Consider the following 21008-nt stretch of genomic DNA (forward strand, 5'->3'; position numbering starts at 1 on the left):
AGCGAAGACGAAAGTTCTATCGGCTGGCGAGTTGGCTGGCAATACCTGCCGCCAGACGGGCGTTATTGAACACCAGCTGGATATTGCTGGCCAGACTGTCACCGCCCGTCAATTCAGCAACACGCGCCAGCAGGAAAGGCGTCGAGGCTTTACCGGCAATACCCTGTTCCTGGGCTTCGCTCAATGCCTGTTCAATGGCGGCATCGATGGCCGCCTTATCCATGGCAAACTCAGCCGGAATTGGGTTGGCGATCACCACGCCACCGTCCAGACCCAGCGCCCATTTGGCGGCCAGGAAGTCGGCAATTTCGGCGTCGCTGTCGAGGCGATAGTCGACTGTCTCGTCGCTGTCTCGGGTGTAGAAAGCCGGCAGTGTTTCGGTCTGATAACCAAGCACCGGTACGCCCTGAGTTTCCAGATATTCGCGCGTCAGCGCCAAGTCCAGAATCGATTTAGCGCCAGCGCAGATCACCGCCACCGAGGTATGCGCCAGTTCCTGCAAGTCGGCGGAAATATCGAAGCTCTGCTGAGCACCGCGATGAACGCCACCAATACCGCCGGTGGCGAACACACGAATACCAGCGAGATCGGCGATGATCATGGTGGCAGCAACGGTGGTCGCGCCGTGCTGACCGCGAGCGATCACATACGGCAAATCACGACGCGAACACTTGGCGACATCCTGACCGGCCTTCGCCAGCACCTGAATTTCGGCGTCCGACAGGCCGGCTTTTAAGCGGCCATCAAGAATGGCGATGGTTGCCGGCACAGCGCCGGCATCGCGAATAATCTGCTCCACCTGGCAGGCGGTTTCGTAGTTCTGCGGCCAGGGCATACCGTGCGAAATAATGGTGCTTTCCAGCGCCACGACCGGTTTTCCATCGGCCAGCGCAGCGGCGACTTCAGGGCTGATATCAAGATAAGAATTCATCGGTTTGCGATCCATTGTTGGACAGAAGTTTCGGTTAAGTCGGGATGATTGGCGCCGTCGGTTTCCAGCGTAAGGCCAGCACAGGCAAGACCAAAGGCGGCTTGGTCGGCCAGATCATCGCCGCGCAAAGCGGCGTGCAGAATGCCGGCAAAGAGCGCATCGCCGGCGCCGGTATCGCTGTGAATATCGACGCGATACGGCGCTTGTTGATGCTGCTCACCGGCGCGGGATAACAACACGCCATCACGGCCCAGGCTCAGCACCAACTGCTCGACACCGGCTTCATGCAGGCGCGTCAGCAATTGCTCATCATCCAGGCCGGTCTCATCAAGGATGGCAGCGGCCTCAGAGCGGTTCACCTTCAAGGCCGCCAAATTCGGCAGCAAAGGTCTTAATCGCGGCGCTTTCGTAGCAGAGACCGCATCGGCATAGAGCCGACCGCGCAGCGGCAAGGTGCCGATCCAGGCCAGCGTCTCGGCCGACAGATTGGCTTCGAGCACCAGCGTATCGGCAGCGACCAGCCGTGATTGCAGCGGCGCTAAGCGCTGCGGCGTCAGCGCATCGATAATGCCCATATCGGCGATCGCACCGATCAACTGACCGTTGGCATCGTTCATTGCCAGGTAGGTACTGGTTGGCAAGTCCGGATCACGCAGCACGCCATCAATGCTGATGCCCGCCAGACGAATACGCTCACTCAGCCAATCGCCACCCGGGTCACGGCCAATCAGAGTGATCAAACTGACCTTGTGCCCGAGCCGAGCCAGATTCTCAGCAATGTTGCGACCCACGCCGCCTGCGCTCTGGCGCAGAGAGCCGGGGTTGGAATCGGCCGGCAGAAAGGCCGCATTCGATTGACCGGTCAGATCGACATTGGCGCCACCGAGCACGACAAAGCGCTTGTCGTCCGGCAGCAAATAGCCCTTGCCCAGAATACGACCCTGACGGGTCAACCGCATGATATGCCCAGCCACCGATTCCCGGCTGATACCCAACTGAGTGGCCAAAGCCTGTTGGCTGGCAAGTGGGTTTTGGCGGATGGCGTCGAGAAGCTGTTGCTCGGTTGGGTTCATGGCGATTTAACAAATGTTCATAATTAAACTTTTGTTATAATGCCGGAGACCCTCCGGCTAAGCAAGCCATCCGCCCGGCAGATCGGATCAGCGCTGTAAGACCCGGCGAGTTACCCAGGGCGGAATCACTCGACCGAGAATAAAGGCGAGCACAAAGGCCATCGGCCAGGCCAGCAAAAAGCTCCGCCCCCAGGCTTGCAGCCAAATCAAGTTCGTCCCCAGCGCCAGCCAAGAGAAAAAGCCCGAGAAAAAACCTGCCATAACGAAAGACATCAGGGCAGAAATGAGCAGTCCGATTTTCAGTTCAGGATGCATAGCAATCTCCAGTTCAAGGCGATTTCGGACTGGGTATTGCCGCTTAAGGAAGGTTCGATCCCACAACAACACCAGACCCGAAACCAGTTCAGGTTGATGCCGTGGGCTCGACGAATCGATGCAGACCTGCCAACGCAGGGGCCGGGATTACCTAACCGGCCAGATCTTTTTCGGCGCAGCTATTCTAGCCCGCCAAAGACTGAGATCAAGTATGGAAGAGTATTATCGTGCGATGGTGCGGACGGAGAGACTCGAACTCTCACACCTTGCGGCACCAGAACCTAAATCTGGCGTGTCTACCAATTCCACCACGTCCGCATGGAAGGACGGAGGATACTAATGATTTCACGTCGCCGGGGCAACTGCCGATCGACAAAAGCCCTACTGTCGCGATAACCGCCGCTGCTCAAACCATTCGATGGCTTCACTGAGCGGGCGCGGCCGGGCATAGACAAAACCCTGAATCAGATGACACCCCAGGCCAGCGACGGCATTGAGTTCGGCTTCGGTCTCCACGCCCTCGGCCACCACCTGAATCGACAAGGACTGACACAGATCGACCACGGCGCGCACCACGGCCATTTGTTTATCGGATTGCGGCAGGTCATGAATAAAGGTGCGGTCGAGTTTGACCACCTGGAACGGCAAATCGGGCAGGCGTGACAGGTTGGCATAGCCGGTGCCGAAATCATCCAGCGCCAGGGTAATGCCTAACTCACAAAAGGCTTCCAGCAATTCACGGAAGTCGGCGTTTTGGTCCGGCAGTTGATGTTCGGTGACTTCCACTTCCAGATACCGCAGCACTTCCGGGTGACGTTCGTGCCAGGCGCGCAAATAATGCAGCGTATCGCGGTTAACACTCTGCACGCTGAAGTTCACACCCAGCGTCAATGGTTGAGCGCCCTCGCCCAGCTGACGGGCGATCAGCATTAAGGTCTGCTCCAGCACCCAGCGATCGAGTTCACGAATGGAACCGTTGTGTTCAGCCAGGTCGATAAAGTGGCCGGGATAAATCAAATCACCGCCTTCGTTTTGCAAGCGCACCAGACTTTCCAATGCCTGAATTTCACCGGTGCGACAATCGATGCGCGGTTGCAGGTGGATCTCCATATCGTGTTGTTGCAAGGCGCGCGTTAACGTCTGCGCTTTATTCAACCGACGCTGCGCCTGATCCTCATAACCACTGTGATACCAGTGCACCTGATTGCGGCCGAGCTTTTTGGCATTAAACAAAGCCACACCGGCGTTGCGATGCAACTCACCCGCGCTGTCACCATGGCGTGGTGAACGCGCCGCACCGATCGAGACAGTAAACGAATAACTGGCGCCACCAAGGTTAAAGGGTTGCGTCAGTTGGACGTGCAAATCGTTAAGACGTTGCTCGCGGTTATCTTCACCCTGATCATCTTCGTGCGGCCCCTGCCAGAAGACGACAAATTCATCGGCGGCCACGCGCGCCAGGAAATCACCCTGATCACTTTGTTCCGATAACCGCGCACCCAGTTGTCGCAGTAATTGATCGCCGGCTTCACCGCCCATGGAATCGTTCAGTACTTTGAAGTGATCGATGTCGATGTGCAGACACCAGAGGTTGGTCGCCTCTTCGTCATCCAGGCGTTCCATAAAGCTGCGCAAACCCGGCTGGTTGGCAAAGCCGGTCAACGGATCGAGCCACTGGTCGGCGCGCAATTGCGCATCGGCTATTTTGTAAGGCGTGATGTCGAAGGCAACGCCGAGCACCGCTACCGTTTCACCCTCGGCATCCAGCCAGGGATGCCACTCCAGACGAAACCAATGCGCACCCTGGTTCGGCGCTTCCATCTTCAGTTCGTTTAACTGCACCTGACGATTGGCCCAGACGGCAGCATCGCTGTCTTCAAACACCTCAACCAGGTCGCGGTGCAGCACCTCGGCATCGCTGCGTCCGGTCGGATCGGCGCCATGACTCCACTGGGCGCGAAAGGCGGCGTTGGCGGCCAGATACTGACCAGATCGATCTTTTAACCAGGCCGGATAAGGCAGCAGTTCAAAGCTTTGCAATGACAAAGACGAAGGCGGCTCGGTGGCAACAGCCGCGGCCGGCGCACGCAACAGAGTCCAGGCTTGCATGGCGGCGGCAATCGCCAACAGCAAGACAAAAACACCGGCCGCCGTTGCCACCGCAAGCTGTTGCAAGGTAAAAAACCACAGCCCTAGTGCTACCGCCAAACCGGTAACAAAGGACAGCAGACTGAGCTTTTTCATGGGCAGCATCAAAGCGCGACGCTGATCTCGAGCGGCCTTAGCTTCGGACTTCATCAGCACGCACTTCCCCGTTACTGAATGCGTTTGTATTTGATGCGCTTGGGACCTTCATTGCCAGTCCGCTTGCGATAATCCGCATCGTATTCGGTGAAGTTGCCTTCGAAGAAAACCGCTTTGGAGTCGCCTTCGAACGCCAGGATGTGCGTCGCCACCCGATCCAGGAACCAGCGATCGTGCGAAATCACCATGGCCGCACCCGGGAAAGCGAGCAAGGCTTCTTCCAAGGCACGCAGCGTTTCGACATCGAGATCGTTGGTCGGTTCGTCGAGCATCAGGACGTTGCCGCCCTCTTTCAGCAACTTGGCCAGGTTCAAACGATTGCGTTCACCGCCGGACAGTTGCTTAACGTATTTCTGCTGCGACGAGCCTTTGAAATTGAAGCGGCCGATATAGGCACGCGAGGGAATTTCATAGCCATTCACGCTGAGAATATCCTGACCGTCGGAGACTTCTTCCCAAACGGTTTTGGAACCATCCAGTTCGCGCATCTGACCGACGTAGGCCAGATCGACGGTTTCACCGACTTTAATCGAACCGGCGTCCGGTTGTTCCATACCGGCGATCATTTTAAACAGCGTCGACTTACCGGCGCCGTTACCGCCGATGATGCCGACAATGGCGCCCGGCGGTACCGCAAAGGTCAGATCTTCATACAGCAAGGTGCCGTTGAATGACTTGGATACGCCTTCGGCCTGAATCACCACATCGCCCAGACGCGGGCCCGGTGGAATGTAGATTTCGTTGGTCTCGTTGCGTTCCTGGAATTCGCGCGAGTTCATTTCATCGAACTGACGCAGACGCGCCTTGGATTTGGCCTGACGCCCCTTGGCATTCTGACGCACCCATTCCAATTCCGCCTTGATGGCTTTTTCGTGCGACTGCTGTTGCTTAGCTTCCATTTCCAGGCGTTTTTCTTTCTGTTCCAGCCAGTTGCTGTAGTTGCCTTCGAACGGAATGCCGTGGCCGCGGTCAAGTTCCAGAATCCAGCCGGCGACGTTATCGAGGAAGTAGCGATCGTGGGTGATGGCCACCACAGTGCCGGAGAATTCGTGCAGGAAGCGTTCGAGCCAGGCGACGGATTCGGCATCCAAGTGGTTGGTTGGTTCGTCGAGCAACAGCATGTCGGGGTTCGATAACAACAAACGACACAGCGCTACGCGGCGGCGTTCACCACCGGACAGATGTTCGACCTTGGCATCCCAGGGCGGCAGACGCAGCGCATCGGCGGCCTGCTCGAGACGGTTTTCCAGATTGTGACCATCGGCGGCGGCGAGCAGGTTTTCCAGTTCCTGCTGCTCGGCGGCGAGCTTATCGAAATCGGCATCGGGTTCGGCGTAGGCGGCGTAGATTTGCTCCAGCTTGGCCTGAGCTTCAGACAGATGCGACAGCGCTTCTTCGACGCTTTCGCGCACGGTTTTGCTGTCGTCCAGTTGCGGTTCCTGCGGCAGGTAACCGATGTTCAGGTCCGGCTGCGGCCGGGCTTCGCCGATGTAGTCTTTATCGACCCCGGCCATGATGCGCAACAGCGTCGATTTACCGGCGCCATTCAGACCCAGGACACCGATCTTGGCACCCGGGAAAAAGGACAGCGAAATGTCCTTGAGAATTTCAGTTTTGGGCGGAACCACCTTGCCCACGCGGTTCATGGTAAATACGTATTGAGCCACCAGTGCACCTTTGCCTTGATGAAATAAATGAGGAAGTGCGGCGGATGCCAAACAGCGAGCGAATAAAAAAGCGGCTCACCGGGTATCCATAATGAGCGACTAGGGTAGAGAAAAGCCCTGACTATGGGAAGGCTGGCTGCGTTTTGGCGGTGGGAAAACGGCGTCTGTTATGTACAATAACGCCCCTTCGCGAAAGGCCCGCTGTGGCTGAGCCAAAGCTGATCTTGTGGTCAGTTTCGGTCATCCCCATCGATACGCTTTCGTTAGCTGGCCAAGGCCAACCTGCCCGAGGATATTGCCATGTTCGAGAAGACTCAAAACATCGCCGATTACGATGCCGACCTGTGGGCGGCTATGGAAGCCGAGCGCAAGCGTCAGGAAGAACACATTGAACTGATCGCCTCCGAGAACTACACCTCGCCACGGGTGATGCAGGCGCAGGGATCTCAGCTGACCAACAAGTACGCCGAAGGCTATCCGGGCAAGCGTTATTACGGCGGTTGCGAGCACGTCGATGTGGTTGAAAACCTAGCTATTGAACGTGCGAAAAAACTCTTCGGTGCGGGTTACGCCAACGTTCAGCCGCACTCCGGTTCTCAGGCCAACGCTGCCGTTTATATGGCGTTGTGCGAACCTGGCGATACCGTTCTGGGCATGAGCCTGGCGCACGGTGGCCACCTGACGCACGGTGCTTCGGTGTCGTTCTCCGGCCGTATCTACAACGCTGTGCAGTACGGCCTGAATCCGGAAACCGGCGAGATCGATTACGAACAGGTTGAGCAACTGGCGCGCGAGCACAAGCCGAAGATGATCGTTGCCGGCTTCTCGGCCTATTCCCGCGTGGTCGACTGGGCGCGTTTTCGCAAGATCGCCGACGAAGTGGGCGCTTACCTGCTGGTCGATATGGCGCACGTCGCCGGCCTGATTGCCGCTGGCGTTTACCCGAGCCCGGTACCGCATGCTCATGTCACCACCACCACCACGCACAAAACTCTGGGCGGTCCGCGCGGCGGTCTGATTCTGGCCGAAGAAAACGAAGAGCTGAACAAGAAGCTCAACTTCGCCGTCTTCCCGGAAAGCCAGGGCGGTCCGCTGATGCACGTGATTGCCGGTAAGGCCGTGTGCTTTAAAGAAGCCATGGAGCCGGACTTCAAGGCGTATCAGGCTCAGGTGGTGAAAAACGCTCAGGCGATGGCAGCCACCTTTATCGAGCGCGGCATCAATATCGTTTCCGGTGGTACTGACGATCATCTGTTCCTGGTCGATCTGATCGGCAAGGAATACACCGGTAAAGACGCCGATGCGGCCTTAGGCCGTGCCAACATCACGGTGAACAAAAACGCCGTCCCGAACGATCCGCGCTCGCCCTTTGTGACCTCAGGCTTGCGCCTGGGTACACCGGCGATAACCCGTCGCGGTTTCACCGAAGCCGAATCGAGCGAGCTGGCCGGCTGGATTTGCGATGTGCTGGATTCGCTGGAAAACGGCGACAGCGACAGCGTGATCGAGACGGTAAAAAACAAGGTGCTGGCCATCTGCGCCAAGTTGCCGGTTTATCGCTAAGCGCGACAGGGTTTGAATCCAGCCCCTTGTCGCGCTGCGGCAAGGGGCTTTGTTGTTTTACAGGGTCAAAAAAATGAGGTCGTGCCATGCCGGATAATGTCACCCTGCGCGCTCATCTGGCGCTGCTGCTCGCCATGTTGCTCTGGGGTTCTTCCTTTATTGCCCTGAAGCTGGCGGTCACTGAACTGTCGCCGATGATCGTCGTCTTCCTGCGCATGTGCGTCGGCGCGCTGGCATTTCTGGTGGTCTGGCCCTGGTTGCGTCACGGCTTTAATTATCAAAAAGGCGACTGGAAGTTGCTCGCTGGTATGGCGTTGTTTGAACCCTGCCTGTATTTCATCTTCGAAGCTCAGGCGCTGCAATACACCAGCGCCGGTCAGGCTGGGATGATCACCGCCATGTTGCCGCTGATGGTCGCCGTCGCCGCCTACTTTTTATTAAAAGAACGCACCCTGCCGCGCCAGTGGGTCGGTTTTGCGATAGCGGTGACCGGGGTCATCGTTATGACACTCGCCGGCGAAGACAACGACCAGGCGCCCAACGCCATTCTCGGCAATACGCTCGAGCTGCTCGCCATGGCGGCGGCGGTCGGTTATACGCTGATGGTGAAAAACCTGACCCGGCGTTATTCCGCCTTCTTTATTACCGCCTTTCAGGCGTGCGTCGGATCAGTCTTTTTCTTCCCGCTGGCGTTGATGTCCGACTGGCCGCAGCAGATCTCGCTGAGCACCTTCGGCATCATCGTCTACCTCGGTCTGGTTGCCACGCTCGGCGCCTACGGCCTGTACAACTATTCACTGACCTATCTGAAAGCCTCGGTCGCCGCTGGCTACACCAACCTGCTCCCGGTGTTTACCCTGCTGTTTTCGATGGCCTTGCTGGGCGAGCGCGTCAATCTGTGGCAATGGATCGCTATCGTATTGGTCTTTGTGGGCGTCTATCTCAGCCAGGAAAAACGCCAGCCATCGGTACCGCCGGAAGCGCCGCCACCGATCACCGGCTGACGGCACTCAGTCGGCAAAGCCGCTCAACACCAACTTACCAATAGTGCGCTGACTTTCCAGCAGCGCATGAGCGCGCTTGAGGTTAGTCGAGTTAATAGACCCTAATTCCTCAGCCAGGGTGGTGCGAATGTGGCCAGCGTCGACCAGTTGCGCGACCTCGTTCAGCAACTGCTGCTGGCGAATCATGTCGTCGGTGCCAAACAGCGGCCGGGTGAACATCAGCTCCCAGTGCAGTGACAAACTCTTACGCTTGAGTTTGCGTACGTCGATAAGGTCCGGGTCGTCGATCAACGCCAGTTTGCCCTGAGGTTTCAATAGCTCAATCAGTGCATCGAAATGGCGGTCGGTGTGGGTCAGGCTGATGACATAATCAACCGGTTCCAGCCCTGCCTGTTGCCAGGCCTGATCAAGTGGCTGACTGTGATCGAGCACCATATCGGCGCCCAGCGAAGTCACCCAGTCGCGGCTTTCAGGACGTGATGCGGTAGCAATCACCTGCAAATCAGTACGCTGCTTGGCCAGCTGTATCAGGATGGACCCGACACCACCGGCCGCGCCAACAATCAACAGCGATTGACCATGAGTGTCGCGTCGATCCAGTTCCAGCCGATCAAACAGCAATTCCCAGGCGGTGATCGCCGTCAGCGGTAAAGCCGCAGCCTCGGCATCGCTCAACTGAGACGGAGCAGTACCGACAATGCGCTCATCCACCAACTGATATTCGGCATTGGAACCCGGCCGGGCGATGCTGCCGGCATACCAGACCCGGTCACCCGGCTGATAGGCGGTCACCTCGGTACCTACGGCCTCAACAACACCAACCGCATCATAACCCAGCACCCGAGGCTCACCCGGCTGCGGTAGTGCACTGCTGCGCACCTTGGTATCCACCGGATTCACTGCAACGGCGCGCACCGCGACAAGCAGATCATGCGCGCCGGGTTCCGGCATCGGCAGGTCCAGGTCAATCAAGGCCTCGGCCTGATCGATGGTTTGGCTTTGGGTAAAGGCAACGGCTTTCATTTAATAATCTCCACTTAATGGTTCAGGACGCTCAGCATGGCAAAGCTTTTTTTATAGAAATAGAGCAAAATACTCGTTTCAGTTTCTATAGATTATTGAAAATGGTGCGACTGGATGATTTGCAGGTTCTGGTACAGGCCGCCGAACTGGGCAGCCTTTCTGCTGCTGCCCGCGAACTGGACATCACTCCGGCCGTAGCCAGCCTGGCGATCAAACGACTCGAAGCGGAACTGGATTTACGCCTGCTGGTGCGTTCCACCCGCAATCTGCGCCTGACCACCGAAGGCGCGCACTACCTGGAACACGCCAAAGCCGCCTTAAATGCCATAGAGGCCGGCGAAGCGGCCATCAATCAACAGCGCCAACGCATTGCCGGCGAACTGACGGTTGCCATGCCATCGGATATCGGTCGTCATCTGTTATTGCCCTGGTTCGATGACTTTATGGCTCTCCATCCGGATTTACGCCTCAGGTTACGCGTCAGTGATCGACTCAGTAATTTTTATCGCCAACCGGTCGACCTGGCCTTGCGCTATGGCCTACCGGAAGACTCCAGTCTGGTCGCTTTGCCGTTGCTGACCGATAACCATCGCGTTTTGTGCGCCTCAAATAACTATCTGCGCCAGCACGGTACACCGGCAAAACCCGCCGACCTGAACGAGCACAATTGCCTGCGCTTTTTGCTGGGTGATCGTCTCCACGATCGCTGGCGTTTTGGTGACCAGACGGTACGCGTCAGCGGCGACCGCAGCAGTGACGACGCTGATTGCGTGCGGCGCTGGGCGATTCGCGGTCAGGGCATTGCTTACAAGTCGGCACTCGATGTGCAAGCCGATGTGCAGGCCGGTCGGCTGCAAGTTCTGTTACCCGACTGGCCCACCGAAGCGACGCCCTTGTATCTGTTGTGTGCGCATCGTTTGTCATTAACACCGGCAGTAACAGCCTTAAGGGAATTTCTGCAACAGCGATTAACGACCTATCGCCAGTAGACTGGCAACACAGCCATACAGTTTATAGCGGACTGAACCAAGGCACGCAGATCGACAAGGCCAACTTCAGCAACAACAATGCCCAGCTAACCACTCCCATTCGGAAGCTGATCGATGCAACCCTATTCAGTACAGGATCTGTTTAAGGTCGGGCTTGGCCCATCGTCGTCACATACTCTCGGGCCGATGCGCGCGGCTGAACGTTTTGTGCTGCATCTGCAGGAGAAGGCTTTGCTCGACCAGGTCGAACAATTGCGCGCCGACCTCTATGGCTCGCTGGCGCTGACCGGTGTTGGCCACGCCACCGATAAAGCGGTGGTACTGGGTTTTTGCGGTCTGGATGCGGCCACTGTCGATCCGCAGGAGGCCGATCAGACTTTCCTCAAAGTGCGCACCGAGCAATGTCTGCCGCTGGCCGGGCAGCATGAGGTTCGTTTCAATCTCGACGAGAGCGTGCGTCTGTTTAAAGACGTCTTCCTGCCCGAGCATCCCAACGGTATGCGTTTTACCGCCGAAGACGCCAACGGCATCGTCTTACTCAGCGAAACCTGGTATTCGGTCGGCGGCGGCGCCATTGCCAATGAGCTGGCGCGCGATTCGGCGCATCGGGATTTGCTCGAGGAATTTCCCGACAGCCGGCCTTATCCCTTCTTTAACGCCACCGAACTGTTAGCGCAATGCAACGAGCATCAACTGAGCATTGCGCAACTGATTCGCGCCAACGAAAACGGCCTGGGTAGTTCCGACACTGAACTGGCTGCCTGGAGCAAGCTGATCATCGACGCCATGTTCGCCTGCCTGGATCGAGGCATGACCCTGACCGGCACCCTGCCCGGCGGTCTGGACGTTCAGCGTCGCGCCGCACGAATGGTCAAGGCGCTAAAAGAAAAACCAGCCACCGATGAACTGGCGTTGATCGACTGGGTCAGCGTCTACGCTTTGGCCGTGAACGAAGAAAACGCCGCCGGTGGCCGGGTGGTCACCGCGCCCACCAACGGTTCGGCCGGGGTTATTCCAGCGGTACTGGCGTATATCCGCTTTCATTTACCCAGCCTCGATCAGGCCACCGAAACGGACTTCCTGCTCACCTGTGCCGCCATTGGCTGGTTGTACAAGCGCAATGCCTCCATCTCGGCTGCCGAGATGGGTTGCCAGGGCGAAATCGGCGTGGCCTCGTCGATGGCCGCCGCCGGACTCGCGGCGGTGCTCGGTGGCAGTCCGGCGCAAGCCGAACACGCAGCGGAAATCGCCATGGAACATCATCTGGGGATGACCTGCGATCCGGTCGGTGGACTGGTGCAGGTGCCCTGTATTGAGCGCAACGCCTTTGGTGCGGTTAAAGCCATACAGGCAGCGCGGCTGGCACTGCGCGAACCCGGTGATCACAGAGTGTCGCTGGATCAGGTGATCGAAACCATGCGCCAGACCGGCGAAGACATGACCGCTAAATATAAAGAAACCGCGCTCGGCGGTCTGGCGGTCAATGTGGTGGTTTGCTGATTGGCGTGCGGGCTTTAAGCTGAACCCCCTGACGTCTATTTTTAGGAACATCCATGGCCCTCAGAATTATCAGTACGCTGTTTATTGTTCTGCTCTCCCCGCTGGCGCTGGCCGACGGCGATATTGATGCCGGGCGTGATAAGTCGCGCCTGTGCGTCGGTTGTCACGGCGTCGCCGGCATTTCCAATGCTCCGGTTTATCCCAACCTTGCCGGCCAGAAAGAAGCCTACCTGGTGTCGGCGCTGCAGGCCTATAAAAGTCGCGACCGCCAGGGTGGTAACGCGGCGGTGATGTGGAGCCTGGCCGCAGGTCTGTCCGACGACGACATCCGTAACCTGGCGGCCTATTACGCCAGCCTGGCGCCGGGTCGCTGAGCGCTGAAAACCGGCCGGTCCGCCTGCCATGCTGGCTGGCCTCATCCATCCACAGAATCTGTGGATAAAATTGTGCACAGCCTCTTTATAGCAACGCCTTAGTGGCATGACACTGTTGTTGCAATTTATTGATCAAAAAATAACCAACAATAAAAAACTCATTAAAATCATAGAGTTGCTGAATTGATCATAGATTGATCGACGCTAAGACAAGACGTCAAAAGCACTGAGACGGTGCACGCCCACCATGTGAATAATCATCACCCGCCAAGCCCGATTCCTGGCGGACTCGGTAAAAGTCAAGACGCTAAAAAGGGTGAATTGATCGCCAAAAGTGTGCATTGCCAGTACACTACGGCGTTCAAATATTTACCCCCATTCACGCATTGAGTCAGCGCAGCCGTCATGCATTGCCCCTTCTGTAAAGCTCAGGACACCAAGGTGATCGATTCGCGTCTGGTTGCCGAAGGCGAGCAGGTGCGCAGGCGTCGCGAATGTCTGGAATGCGGCGAACGCTACACCACCTACGAAAGCGCCGAGTTGTTGATGCCGCGGCTGATCAAACAAAACGGCAACCGCGAAGCCTTCGATGAACTCAAGCTGCGCGCCGGCCTGCAAAGAGCGTTGGAAAAACGCCCAGTCAGTGTCGAGGATGTGGAAGCCGCCATCGCCCGTATCAAGCAGGCATTACGTGCCACTGGCGAGCGTGAATTGCCCTCGCGCCGTGTTGGCGAAGCGGTCATGGATGAATTGCGCGATCTCGATCAGGTCGCCTATGTGCGCTTCGCCTCGGTTTATCGTTCCTTCCAGGATCTCAGCGAATTTCGCAGCGAGATCGACCGTCTGGAAAGCAAGAAGCCCTGATCGTGCCCGATTACCGTCATGACAGCATCTGGATGGCCCGCGCGCTGCAACTGGCTGCACGTGGGCTGACCACCACCAGCCCCAACCCTCGCGTCGGCTGTGTGCTGGTGCGCAATGGCGAAGTGGTCGGCGAAGGCTTCCATCAGCGCGCCGGTGAAGCTCATGCCGAAGTTCATGCTCTGGCCGCTGCCGGCGACAAAGCCCGCGGCGCCACCGCCTATGTCACGCTCGAACCCTGCAGTCATCATGGTCGCACCCCGCCCTGCGCCGATGCTTTGATTAAGGCCGGTGTAAGCCGTGTCGTTACCGCCATGCAAGACCCGAATCCGGATGTGGCTGGCCGTGGCCTGGTGCGACTGGAAGCGACGGGCATCGAGACTCGCACCGATATACTGCGTGCCGACGCCGAAGCACTGAACGCCGGCTTTCTTAAACGTATGCGTAAAGGCCAGCCCTGGCTAACGCTAAAGCTCGCCGCCAGTCTCGATGGCGCAACGGCGCTGGCTAACGGCGCCAGCCAGTGGATTACCAGCGCCGAATCACGCCACCATGTGCAACAGGGCCGGGCGCGCAGCTGTGCGATTCTCACCGGCATTGGCACGGTGCTGGCCGACGATCCAGCGCTCAATGTGCGGCTGGACAACCACTGGCGTCAGCCCGCCCGCATAGTGCTCGATACCCACCTGCGTACGCCCAGCAATGCCAAAATACTCGGTCTCGACGGCGAAACCTGGTTGCTGCATGGCCCGAACGACAATCAGGCCGCGCAACAACAACTGTTGGACGCTGGTGCCCGACTGCACGAACTACCGCTGAACATTCACGGCCAGCTCGATTTAACCGCCGTCATGAACTGGCTGGGTGAACAGAGCTACAACGAAGTCTGGACAGAAGCCGGCGCGACGCTGGCGGCCAGCCTGCTTGATGGCGGCTGGGTCGATGAAGTGCGGCTCTATCAGGCGCCGGTTTTTTTGGGCTCCGCCATCCGCCCGCTGTACGCCACCGCTCTGAGCCAACTGAGCGATGGCCAGCAATTTAATGTGATCGAACGACTCAGCCTGGGCACCGATCTGTGCTGGCGGCTGCAACCGCGCTTGAAAAGCCCGAGCGCTACCCTAACCTGACAGCGAGCCTGGCCGCGCTGCGGTCGCTCTTTTACAACGACGAGGTCCCGCAGTGGCACTGGACAGTATCGCAGACATCATTGACGACATTCGCCAGGGAAAACCGGTCATCCTGATGGATGATGAAGATCGGGAAAACGAAGGCGATCTGATTGTTGCAGCCGAAAAAGTGACGCCCGAAATCATCAACTTTATGGCGTCCAAGGCGCGCGGTTTGATCTGCCTGACGCTGTCCGGCGAGCGCTGCGATTTCCTCGGTCTGGAACCCATGGTGAAGAAAGACAATGGCTCGGCCTTTGGCACGCCTTTCACCATTTCCATCGAAGCGGCGCACGGCGTCACCACCGGCATCTCCGCCGCCGATCGGGCGCGCACCATTCGCGTCGCCGTCGACCCGGCGAGCAAGCCCGAAGACATCGTTCAGCCCGGCCATATTTTCCCGCTGCGCGCCCAGCCTGGCGGCGTTTTGAGTCGCGCTGGTCACACCGAAGCCGGTTGCGATCTGGCGCGCATGGCCGGTCTGATTCCCGCAGCAGCGATCGTTGAAATCATGAAAGAAGACGGCGAGATGGCGCGCCGGCCGGACCTGGAAGTCTTCGCCAAAGAACATGGCCTGCGCATCGGCACCATCGCCGATCTGATTCACTACCGCATTCTGAATGAACGTACCATTGAGCGTGTTGAGACCAATCGTCTGGACACCCGCAACGGGCCCTTCGATATGCAGGTGTTTCGCGATGGCGTTAGCGGCGGCACCCATCTGGCGCTGACCTTAGGCGGCCCCTTTGATCCTAACGAACCAACCCTGGTGCGCGTGCACGTCGCCCAGACGCTGCGCGATTTATTGGGCGTCGCGCCACCACGCGGCCATGGCTGGACGCTGGATGCTTCACTTAAACGCGTCGCCGAAGAAGGCGCTGGCTGTGTGGTGCTGCTCGATGTGCAGCAAGCGCCGGATGTGCTGACCGAACTGGCGCAGTGCAAGGGCGAACCCAATCGACGCAATCCCAAGGTCGATAAATACGGCACCTATAACACCATCGGCACTGGCTCGCAGATTCTGCGTGAGCTGGGCATCGGCAAGATGCGCTTGCTGAGTTCACCGATCAAATTCGGTGGCATTTCCGGCTTCGACCTGGAAGTGACAGAATATATCGCTGCGGCCGGCGACTGACCGGCCACATTAATTTTTGCCTGGAGCAATCGCTCCACCAACAGGATAGGACGATGTCGACACTCACCTCTGCACTGAAAACTCTGGAAGGCGACTTTTCGCCGAACGCGGCGCAATACGCCATTGTCGTGGGTCGCTGGAACAGCTTTGTGGTTGAAAGCCTGCTTGACGGCGCTGTCGATGCGCTCAAGCGCCATGGCATCAAAGACGACCAGATCACCATCGTGCGCGCTCCCGGTGCTTATGAATTGCCGCTGGTGTGTCAGAAGCTGGCAGCGACTGATCGTTATGACGCCATCGTCGCGCTCGGCGCAGTCATTCGTGGCGGCACACCGCACTTTGATTTCGTCGCCGGTGAAGCCGCTGGTGGTCTGAGCTCGGTGTCGCTGGCCACCAACGTACCGGTGATTTTCGGCGTGCTGACCGTCGACTCCATCGAACAGGCCATCGAACGCGCCGGCACCAAGGCTGGTAACAAAGGCGCCGAAGCCGCTCAGGTCGCCCTGGAAATGGTCAACCTGTTCAAGCAGATCGAGGCCAGCGAATGAGCGAACGTCCTTCCATGGCGGCCCGCCGCAAAGCGCGGCGACTGGCTGTGCAGGCCTTGTATCAGTGGCAGGTTTCGGCCTCGCCAATCAGTCAGATCGAAGCCGAGTTCAATGCCGATCACGATATGACCAAGGTCGACGGCGAATACTTCTCGGAACTGCTGCGCGGCGTCGCCACCACCAAGGCCGACCTCGACAGCCAGATCGAACGCTTCACCGATCGTCCAACCCGGGACATGACCCCGGTAGAACTGGCGATTTTGCGTATGGGCAGCTATGAATTGGTCCACCGACTGGACGTTCCGTACAAGGTGGTGATCAACGAAGGTGTCGAGCTGTCCAAGGTGTTCGGTGCCAGCGAAGGCCACCGCTATGTGAACGGCGTGCTCGATAAACTCGCGCAGCATTTACGCCAACCGGAAGTTCAGGCCGGCCGTAAGGGCTGATCAGGCAAAATTCAGGTCCTTCCCTCAACCGCATCCGGCTGCAATCGAGCCGGGTGCGGCCCACCACGTTCAAACGATTTCGCGTCGCTTGAGGCGGAAATTCAAACGCAACGCAAGCCCCCTGATTCAAAAGCCTGACGGGGCTCACGAACCAATGCATTCAACTTTACCATTTGAAGATGCCTGCCTATAGTTCCCGCTTTGCTGAGCAGCTAGGCAGACCTGGCTGTGAACTATCCCCCAAGGAGATGTATTTCATGATCAGCCGCCTGAGCGCAACTCAACTCAGGGCGCGTCGCCCACTGACTGGCCTGAGCCTGGTCGTCACCCTGAGCGCCGTCTTTGCCTCCCCGTCATTCGCTGAAGAAGTCCCTGTCTCAACACTGGGCGACAATCTGCGCGGTGAACTGACCTCGGCCAGCCCGGTCAACCTGAACGATGGCACCCGCTATTCCAGTCATCGCTTTTGTGCGGGCAATGGTGATGCCATCGCCTTGTATCAATTCCAGGGTCCATTCAGCGCTCGGTTGTCGCTGATCGATGAAAACTACAGCCTGATTGGCGCCGGCAACAAAGCGACCGGTGCTGAGGGTGGCCTGGTGCTGATCGATCCTCCGGCTGAACAGTGCGTAACACTAATCGTCAGTGGCCAGAACAGCAACGCCTATGGTCCCTATCAACTGAATGCGGTCAGCGCCTCGGACTCGACTCGCCGTCTGGAAGCCGGCGAATCCATTCTCGCGGAAATGGGCGGCAACAAGCCGATGAATTTACCCTTGAACGTGGACGACGCCACCGAACTCGACCTGCAATTGATCGATACCAGCGGTCGCCTTGGTCTGAGCATCAGCGGTGATAATTTCCGCGATCAGGCCCTGGCTTGCGGTGATAAAGAGCTGCGCATGACCACCTATCTGGAACCGGGCGATTACCAAATCTCTTTGATTCCTGGCCAGCGCCCCACCAACAACCTGCCCGATGATGAGTGCGCCGCTGTCGCCACGACTAACGGCCAAGCCTTCTACCTGAAATCCACCGCCAGTTTGATGCCCGAAGGCATGCGCAACGGTGGTCCCTTGTCTAACGGTGACGAAATCATCGGCGTACTGGGTAACGGTCGTGATAACGAATACCGCTTTACGCTCGATGAGCTGGCTCAGGTGACCCTCAACCTGGCGTCGTCTGAATTCGACACCGTGCTGGAACTCCAGGGTCCCGATGGCGATCAGCGCAACGACGACTCCGGCAGCGGCACCAACTCGGAAATCGATTCCCTGTTGCGCCCGGGTGATTACCGCGTGCTGGTGCAATCCTTCGGTTCTGGCAGCGGCGGCCAATATGACCTGCGCGCCCGCATTGAGCCGTTCAGCGGCGACCTGACCAACGGCGGCGAGATTGAGCCGGGTGAACAACTGACGGGTCTGCACAGCGGCACCGACAACACCTACAGCCTGGTCATCGAAGAACGCTCTGAGATCACCATCAATGTGGGTTCAGACAACTTCGACACCCTGATCACTCTGGTTGGTAACAACGTTAACCTGCGCGACGACGATGGCGGCGAAGGCACCAACTCACGCATTGAAACGCTGCTGGAACCGGGCACATACAGCATTCAGGTATCGGCTTACGGTGACGCCGGCGGCGTGTTCGACCTCAGCGTCACTCAGGCCGAAGCGGTTGGTCGCCTGCAGGACAGCGGCGATGTGGCGCCCGGTGATGTGGTCTACGGTCAAATGACCAATGGCCAGCCGCTGACCTATCGTCTGACCGTTGACAGTGCTCGCACCGTCAGCATCAGCGCCAGTTCCGGCTCCATCGACACCGTCCTGACGCTGAGCGGCGGCGGCCTGAACCTGGAAGACGACGATGGCGGCGAAGGCAGCGACTCGCTGATCGAACAGTTCCTAACGCCGGGTGAATACACCATCCAGGTGCGCGACTTCGGCAACAGCCGCAATGGCACCATCCGCCTGGAAATCACTCAGGCGACTGGAGTCACTTCCTAAGTCTTAAACCTCAAAAGGCGGCTGCGGCCGCCTTTTTTGTTGCTGCTGATGCTTCCTGCAGCGATCAAGCTTCCTGTAAAAGAGACCACTGCTCGCGCAACGCCAGTAAGTGATCACTCCAGAAGCGCCCACTGTCGAACCAGGAAAAGGCGCGCGGAAAGGCCGGGTCTTGCCAACGCTGCGCAATCCACAGGGTGTGGCGCACCATATGCACCGTGCGCAAGGGTTCGAGCAGGGCCAGATCTTTTTTGGGAAAGGCGCGGAACTGCTCATAGCCTTCTTCGAGTTCGCTCAGTTGCAGGCGCTGTTCATTCACATCACCGGACAGCAGCTTCCAGATATCTTGAGCGGCCGGCCCCATCACGGTGTCGTCCAGATCGACGATCAACAACTGATCACCCCGACTGAGAATATTGCCGGCGTGAAAATCGCCGTGGATGCGATGCACCGGCAGATCACGATAGATCGGCTCGAAGCGGTCACTCATCAAGCGCAGCAAGGGTTCCAGCGTGGCCAGATAATTGGTGCGCAGATCGTCCGGCAGCAGCGGACTGTCGGCAAAGAAGCTCTGCGCCTGTTGCAGCGGCTCCAGTAGCGACAAGCGCGGGCGATGGGCAAAGTCTGCCACGGCGCCGATGTTATGCAGTCGACCCAGATGCTGACCAATACGATACAGCTGATCGGGGTTATCCAGCTCAAAGGCGTGACCGGCGCGCATCGGGAAACAGGCGAAGTAGAAACCGTCGCGTTCGTGCAGCACATCACCGGCAATTTCCAGCGCTGGCACCACCGGCACATCGGCCTCGGCCAACTGAGCGGTAAACAACAGCTCCTCGCGGATTTGTGCTTCGCTCCAGCGCCCGGGTCGATACACCTTTACCACCATCGGTTCGGCGTCTTCGATGCCTACCCGATAGACCCGGTTCTCGTAACTGTTGAGCGGGTAAAGTCGATAGTCCGACCACAGGCCGAGTGACTCGATCCAATCAATCAGCCGGTCCTGGCTCAGAGCATCGTAAGGGTGGGCGCTTGTGGTCATATCACAGCCTGGCGGGAAAATGTCGCCGCATTGTAGAGCAAAGGCAGACTGAAGTGCGGGGTTAAGAGTGTGGCACTGCGCTTAGTCACCCAGCGGCGTTCGCGCCAGCGTCCAGACTTCGAGCTGCTGAGCACCACCCAGCAACAGTTCGCGACTCAGCTCGCTCAGGGTGGCACCGGTGGTCAGCACATCATCGACCACAATCAACCGCTTCGGCACCGGCCCGGTGACCTTAAACACACCGCTCAACGCCGCCTTGCGCTGACGCCGGTTCAACCCTTCCAAAGCCGGCGTCGAACGCAGCTTATAAGCGCCCTGCCAAAGAGGAATTCCCAGCAGCTGCGACCAGATCGTGGCCAGCCACTGCGCCTGATTAAAGCCGCGCTGGTTCAGCTTGCTGCGGTGTACCGGCACCGCCAGCAAAGCATCGGCCGACAGATCCAGCTGAGCCTGCATCAATGACAGCCATTGTTTCGCCAACACCCGGGTACTGGCGTAATCCTGGTGGTACTTCATTTGATGGATCAGAAACCGGCATGCTTCGGCAAACGGCCAGGCGACTCGCAGTTGCTGCCAGGGTGGCGGGCGGCGCTGGCAACGGCCACACAGCGACACCAGAGTATGGGGTGCCCCACAACCACGGCAGGGATCGGACAGAGGTTGCAACCAGCTGCGGCATAGCTCACACAGCTCCCCGGCAACCGAGGATTGCTCGCACAACGGACACTGCAGCCCGATAACGCGATTCACCGCAGCGCCAAACGCAACCGCAGCCGGATGAATAAAAGAAGGGAGTTTTGATGGCATCCGTGCCTGCTCACTCGGTTCAAATCGCCGAATACTGTAAGAAAGGCCGGCACTGAGGCGCAATAACCAGTGTTGCAAATGCACGGATTGGGGGTCGAACTGTGATTAAGTCGGCAAAATGACCATTAAATTGAGCTTTTATAACAATTTGTTACAACAAGGCCTCCAATGCTGGTTAAAATATGCTCAATTCAAACGTTTCAAACGGATTTTCAAACGCTTGAACCCATTGATCCAACCGTTTTCGTTGTAAC

At 58.1% G+C, this 21008-nt stretch carries 19 protein-coding genes and 1 tRNA gene; 11 read left to right on the plus strand and 9 right to left on the minus strand.

Annotated elements, in window-relative coordinates; genetic code table 11:
• Positions 1-16: 16 nt before the first annotated feature.
• The 6 genes from ACXAE6_RS03460 to ettA all read right to left on the minus strand — a co-directional run bounded on the left by ACXAE6_RS03460 (position 17) and on the right by ettA (position 6290).
• Positions 17-931 (minus strand): pseudouridine-5'-phosphate glycosidase, encoded by a 915-nt coding sequence (locus ACXAE6_RS03460; RefSeq protein WP_475144559.1) that lies wholly within the window; start codon positions 929-931, stop codon positions 17-19.
• Positions 928-2004 carry a PfkB family carbohydrate kinase gene (locus ACXAE6_RS03465; RefSeq protein ID WP_475144561.1) on the minus strand — a complete coding sequence of 359 codons (1077 nt, stop codon included), beginning with the start codon at positions 2002-2004 and terminating at the stop codon, positions 928-930. Before ACXAE6_RS03465 ends, ACXAE6_RS03460 begins: the two co-directional genes overlap by 4 nt.
• An 87-nt stretch (positions 2005-2091) precedes the next feature.
• The gene (locus ACXAE6_RS03470; protein ID WP_475144565.1) at positions 2092-2319 is read right to left on the minus strand and encodes a DUF2798 domain-containing protein; all 228 of its coding nucleotides are present in this window, start codon (positions 2317-2319) and stop codon (positions 2092-2094) included.
• 233 nt (positions 2320-2552) lie between these two features.
• A tRNA-Leu gene (locus tag ACXAE6_RS03475) sits at positions 2553-2637 on the minus strand.
• 63 nt (positions 2638-2700) lie between these two features.
• Positions 2701-4617 carry a putative bifunctional diguanylate cyclase/phosphodiesterase gene (locus ACXAE6_RS03480; RefSeq protein WP_475144568.1) on the minus strand — a complete coding sequence of 639 codons (1917 nt, stop codon included), beginning with the start codon at positions 4615-4617 and terminating at the stop codon, positions 2701-2703.
• A 17-nt stretch (positions 4618-4634) separates the two neighbouring features.
• Positions 4635-6290, minus strand: coding sequence for an energy-dependent translational throttle protein EttA (gene ettA / locus ACXAE6_RS03485; protein ID WP_475144571.1), 1656 nt, complete (start codon positions 6288-6290; stop codon positions 4635-4637).
• Positions 6291-6590: 300 nt separating this feature from the next.
• Here ettA and glyA point away from each other — a divergent pair, with 300 nt between their 5' ends.
• Both glyA and ACXAE6_RS03495 read left to right on the plus strand, forming a co-directional pair.
• Positions 6591-7853 (plus strand): serine hydroxymethyltransferase, encoded by a 1263-nt coding sequence (gene glyA, locus ACXAE6_RS03490; protein ID WP_475144575.1) that lies wholly within the window; start codon positions 6591-6593, stop codon positions 7851-7853.
• A gap of 86 nt (positions 7854-7939) precedes the next feature.
• Entirely contained in the window at positions 7940-8857 is a 918-nt protein-coding gene (locus ACXAE6_RS03495) for a DMT family transporter (RefSeq protein ID WP_475144577.1), read from the plus strand.
• A 6-nt stretch (positions 8858-8863) separates the two neighbouring features.
• On the opposite strand, the gene ACXAE6_RS03500 is transcribed toward ACXAE6_RS03495, so the two are convergent.
• On the minus strand, positions 8864-9880 hold the full coding sequence (locus ACXAE6_RS03500) for a zinc-binding alcohol dehydrogenase family protein (protein ID WP_475144580.1): 1017 nt from the start codon (positions 9878-9880) through the stop codon (positions 8864-8866).
• Positions 9881-9981: 101 nt separating this feature from the next.
• Here ACXAE6_RS03500 and ACXAE6_RS03505 point away from each other — a divergent pair, with 101 nt between their 5' ends.
• The 9 genes from ACXAE6_RS03505 (at position 9982) to ACXAE6_RS03545 (ending at position 18908) form a co-directional block, all read left to right on the plus strand.
• Positions 9982-10869 (plus strand): LysR family transcriptional regulator, encoded by an 888-nt coding sequence (locus ACXAE6_RS03505; protein WP_475144583.1) that lies wholly within the window; start codon positions 9982-9984, stop codon positions 10867-10869.
• A gap of 114 nt (positions 10870-10983) precedes the next feature.
• Complete coding sequence (locus tag ACXAE6_RS03510; RefSeq protein WP_475144586.1) at positions 10984-12369, plus strand: L-serine ammonia-lyase; 1386 nt, start codon at positions 10984-10986, stop codon at positions 12367-12369.
• 53 nt (positions 12370-12422) lie between these two features.
• On the plus strand, positions 12423-12743 hold the full coding sequence (locus ACXAE6_RS03515) for a c-type cytochrome (protein ID WP_475144589.1): 321 nt from the start codon (positions 12423-12425) through the stop codon (positions 12741-12743).
• Positions 12744-13148: 405 nt separating this feature from the next.
• Positions 13149-13607 (plus strand): transcriptional regulator NrdR, encoded by a 459-nt coding sequence (gene nrdR / locus ACXAE6_RS03520; protein ID WP_392798609.1) that lies wholly within the window; start codon positions 13149-13151, stop codon positions 13605-13607.
• A gap of 2 nt (positions 13608-13609) precedes the next feature.
• On the plus strand, positions 13610-14731 hold the full coding sequence (gene ribD, locus ACXAE6_RS03525; RefSeq protein ID WP_475144594.1) for a bifunctional diaminohydroxyphosphoribosylaminopyrimidine deaminase/5-amino-6-(5-phosphoribosylamino)uracil reductase RibD: 1122 nt from the start codon (positions 13610-13612) through the stop codon (positions 14729-14731).
• 52 nt (positions 14732-14783) lie between these two features.
• Positions 14784-15905 carry a bifunctional 3,4-dihydroxy-2-butanone-4-phosphate synthase/GTP cyclohydrolase II gene (gene ribBA / locus ACXAE6_RS03530; RefSeq protein ID WP_475144597.1) on the plus strand — a complete coding sequence of 374 codons (1122 nt, stop codon included), beginning with the start codon at positions 14784-14786 and terminating at the stop codon, positions 15903-15905.
• Positions 15906-15958: 53 nt separating this feature from the next.
• Positions 15959-16453, plus strand: coding sequence for a 6,7-dimethyl-8-ribityllumazine synthase (ribH, locus tag ACXAE6_RS03535; RefSeq protein ID WP_392798601.1), 495 nt, complete (start codon positions 15959-15961; stop codon positions 16451-16453).
• Positions 16450-16899 carry a transcription antitermination factor NusB gene (gene nusB / locus ACXAE6_RS03540; protein ID WP_475144602.1) on the plus strand — a complete coding sequence of 150 codons (450 nt, stop codon included), beginning with the start codon at positions 16450-16452 and terminating at the stop codon, positions 16897-16899. The genes ribH and nusB overlap by 4 nt, the downstream gene beginning before the upstream one ends.
• 257 nt (positions 16900-17156) lie before the next feature.
• The gene (locus ACXAE6_RS03545) at positions 17157-18908 is read left to right on the plus strand and encodes a hypothetical protein (RefSeq protein ID WP_475144605.1); all 1752 of its coding nucleotides are present in this window, start codon (positions 17157-17159) and stop codon (positions 18906-18908) included.
• Positions 18909-18972: 64 nt separating this feature from the next.
• Here the strand turns inward: ACXAE6_RS03545 and ACXAE6_RS03550 are convergent, their stop codons facing one another.
• Complete coding sequence (locus ACXAE6_RS03550; protein ID WP_475144607.1) at positions 18973-19947, minus strand: serine/threonine protein kinase; 975 nt, start codon at positions 19945-19947, stop codon at positions 18973-18975.
• A gap of 81 nt (positions 19948-20028) precedes the next feature.
• The gene (locus ACXAE6_RS03555) at positions 20029-20754 is read right to left on the minus strand and encodes a ComF family protein (RefSeq protein WP_475144609.1); all 726 of its coding nucleotides are present in this window, start codon (positions 20752-20754) and stop codon (positions 20029-20031) included.
• Positions 20755-21008: the final 254 nt, after the last annotated feature.

It is taken from the genome of Saccharospirillum sp. ABV4_185, assembly GCF_056159245.1.

What these genes read in the sequence shown, in the direction of transcription:
- ACXAE6_RS03550 (WP_475144607.1), bottom strand. Translation starts at nt 19,947, where the DNA reads ATGACCACAAGCGCCCACCCTTACGATGCTCTGAGCCAGGACCGGCTG.
- ACXAE6_RS03495 (WP_475144577.1), top strand. Translation starts at nt 7,940, where the DNA reads ATGCCGGATAATGTCACCCTGCGCGCTCATCTGGCGCTGCTGCTCGCC.
- nusB (WP_475144602.1), top strand. Translation starts at nt 16,450, where the DNA reads ATGAGCGAACGTCCTTCCATGGCGGCCCGCCGCAAAGCGCGGCGACTG.
- nrdR (WP_392798609.1), top strand. Translation starts at nt 13,149, where the DNA reads ATGCATTGCCCCTTCTGTAAAGCTCAGGACACCAAGGTGATCGATTCG.
- glyA (WP_475144575.1), top strand. Translation starts at nt 6,591, where the DNA reads ATGTTCGAGAAGACTCAAAACATCGCCGATTACGATGCCGACCTGTGG.
- ACXAE6_RS03500 (WP_475144580.1), bottom strand. Translation starts at nt 9,880, where the DNA reads ATGAAAGCCGTTGCCTTTACCCAAAGCCAAACCATCGATCAGGCCGAG.
- ACXAE6_RS03505 (WP_475144583.1), top strand. Translation starts at nt 9,982, where the DNA reads ATGGTGCGACTGGATGATTTGCAGGTTCTGGTACAGGCCGCCGAACTG.
- ACXAE6_RS03465 (WP_475144561.1), bottom strand. Translation starts at nt 2,004, where the DNA reads ATGAACCCAACCGAGCAACAGCTTCTCGACGCCATCCGCCAAAACCCA.
- ACXAE6_RS03460 (WP_475144559.1), bottom strand. Translation starts at nt 931, where the DNA reads ATGAATTCTTATCTTGATATCAGCCCTGAAGTCGCCGCTGCGCTGGCC.
- ACXAE6_RS03480 (WP_475144568.1), bottom strand. Translation starts at nt 4,617, where the DNA reads ATGAAGTCCGAAGCTAAGGCCGCTCGAGATCAGCGTCGCGCTTTGATG.
- ACXAE6_RS03515 (WP_475144589.1), top strand. Translation starts at nt 12,423, where the DNA reads ATGGCCCTCAGAATTATCAGTACGCTGTTTATTGTTCTGCTCTCCCCG.
- ACXAE6_RS03555 (WP_475144609.1), bottom strand. Translation starts at nt 20,754, where the DNA reads ATGCCATCAAAACTCCCTTCTTTTATTCATCCGGCTGCGGTTGCGTTT.
- ACXAE6_RS03470 (WP_475144565.1), bottom strand. Translation starts at nt 2,319, where the DNA reads ATGCATCCTGAACTGAAAATCGGACTGCTCATTTCTGCCCTGATGTCT.
- ribH (WP_392798601.1), top strand. Translation starts at nt 15,959, where the DNA reads ATGTCGACACTCACCTCTGCACTGAAAACTCTGGAAGGCGACTTTTCG.
- ACXAE6_RS03545 (WP_475144605.1), top strand. Translation starts at nt 17,157, where the DNA reads ATGATCAGCCGCCTGAGCGCAACTCAACTCAGGGCGCGTCGCCCACTG.
- ACXAE6_RS03510 (WP_475144586.1), top strand. Translation starts at nt 10,984, where the DNA reads ATGCAACCCTATTCAGTACAGGATCTGTTTAAGGTCGGGCTTGGCCCA.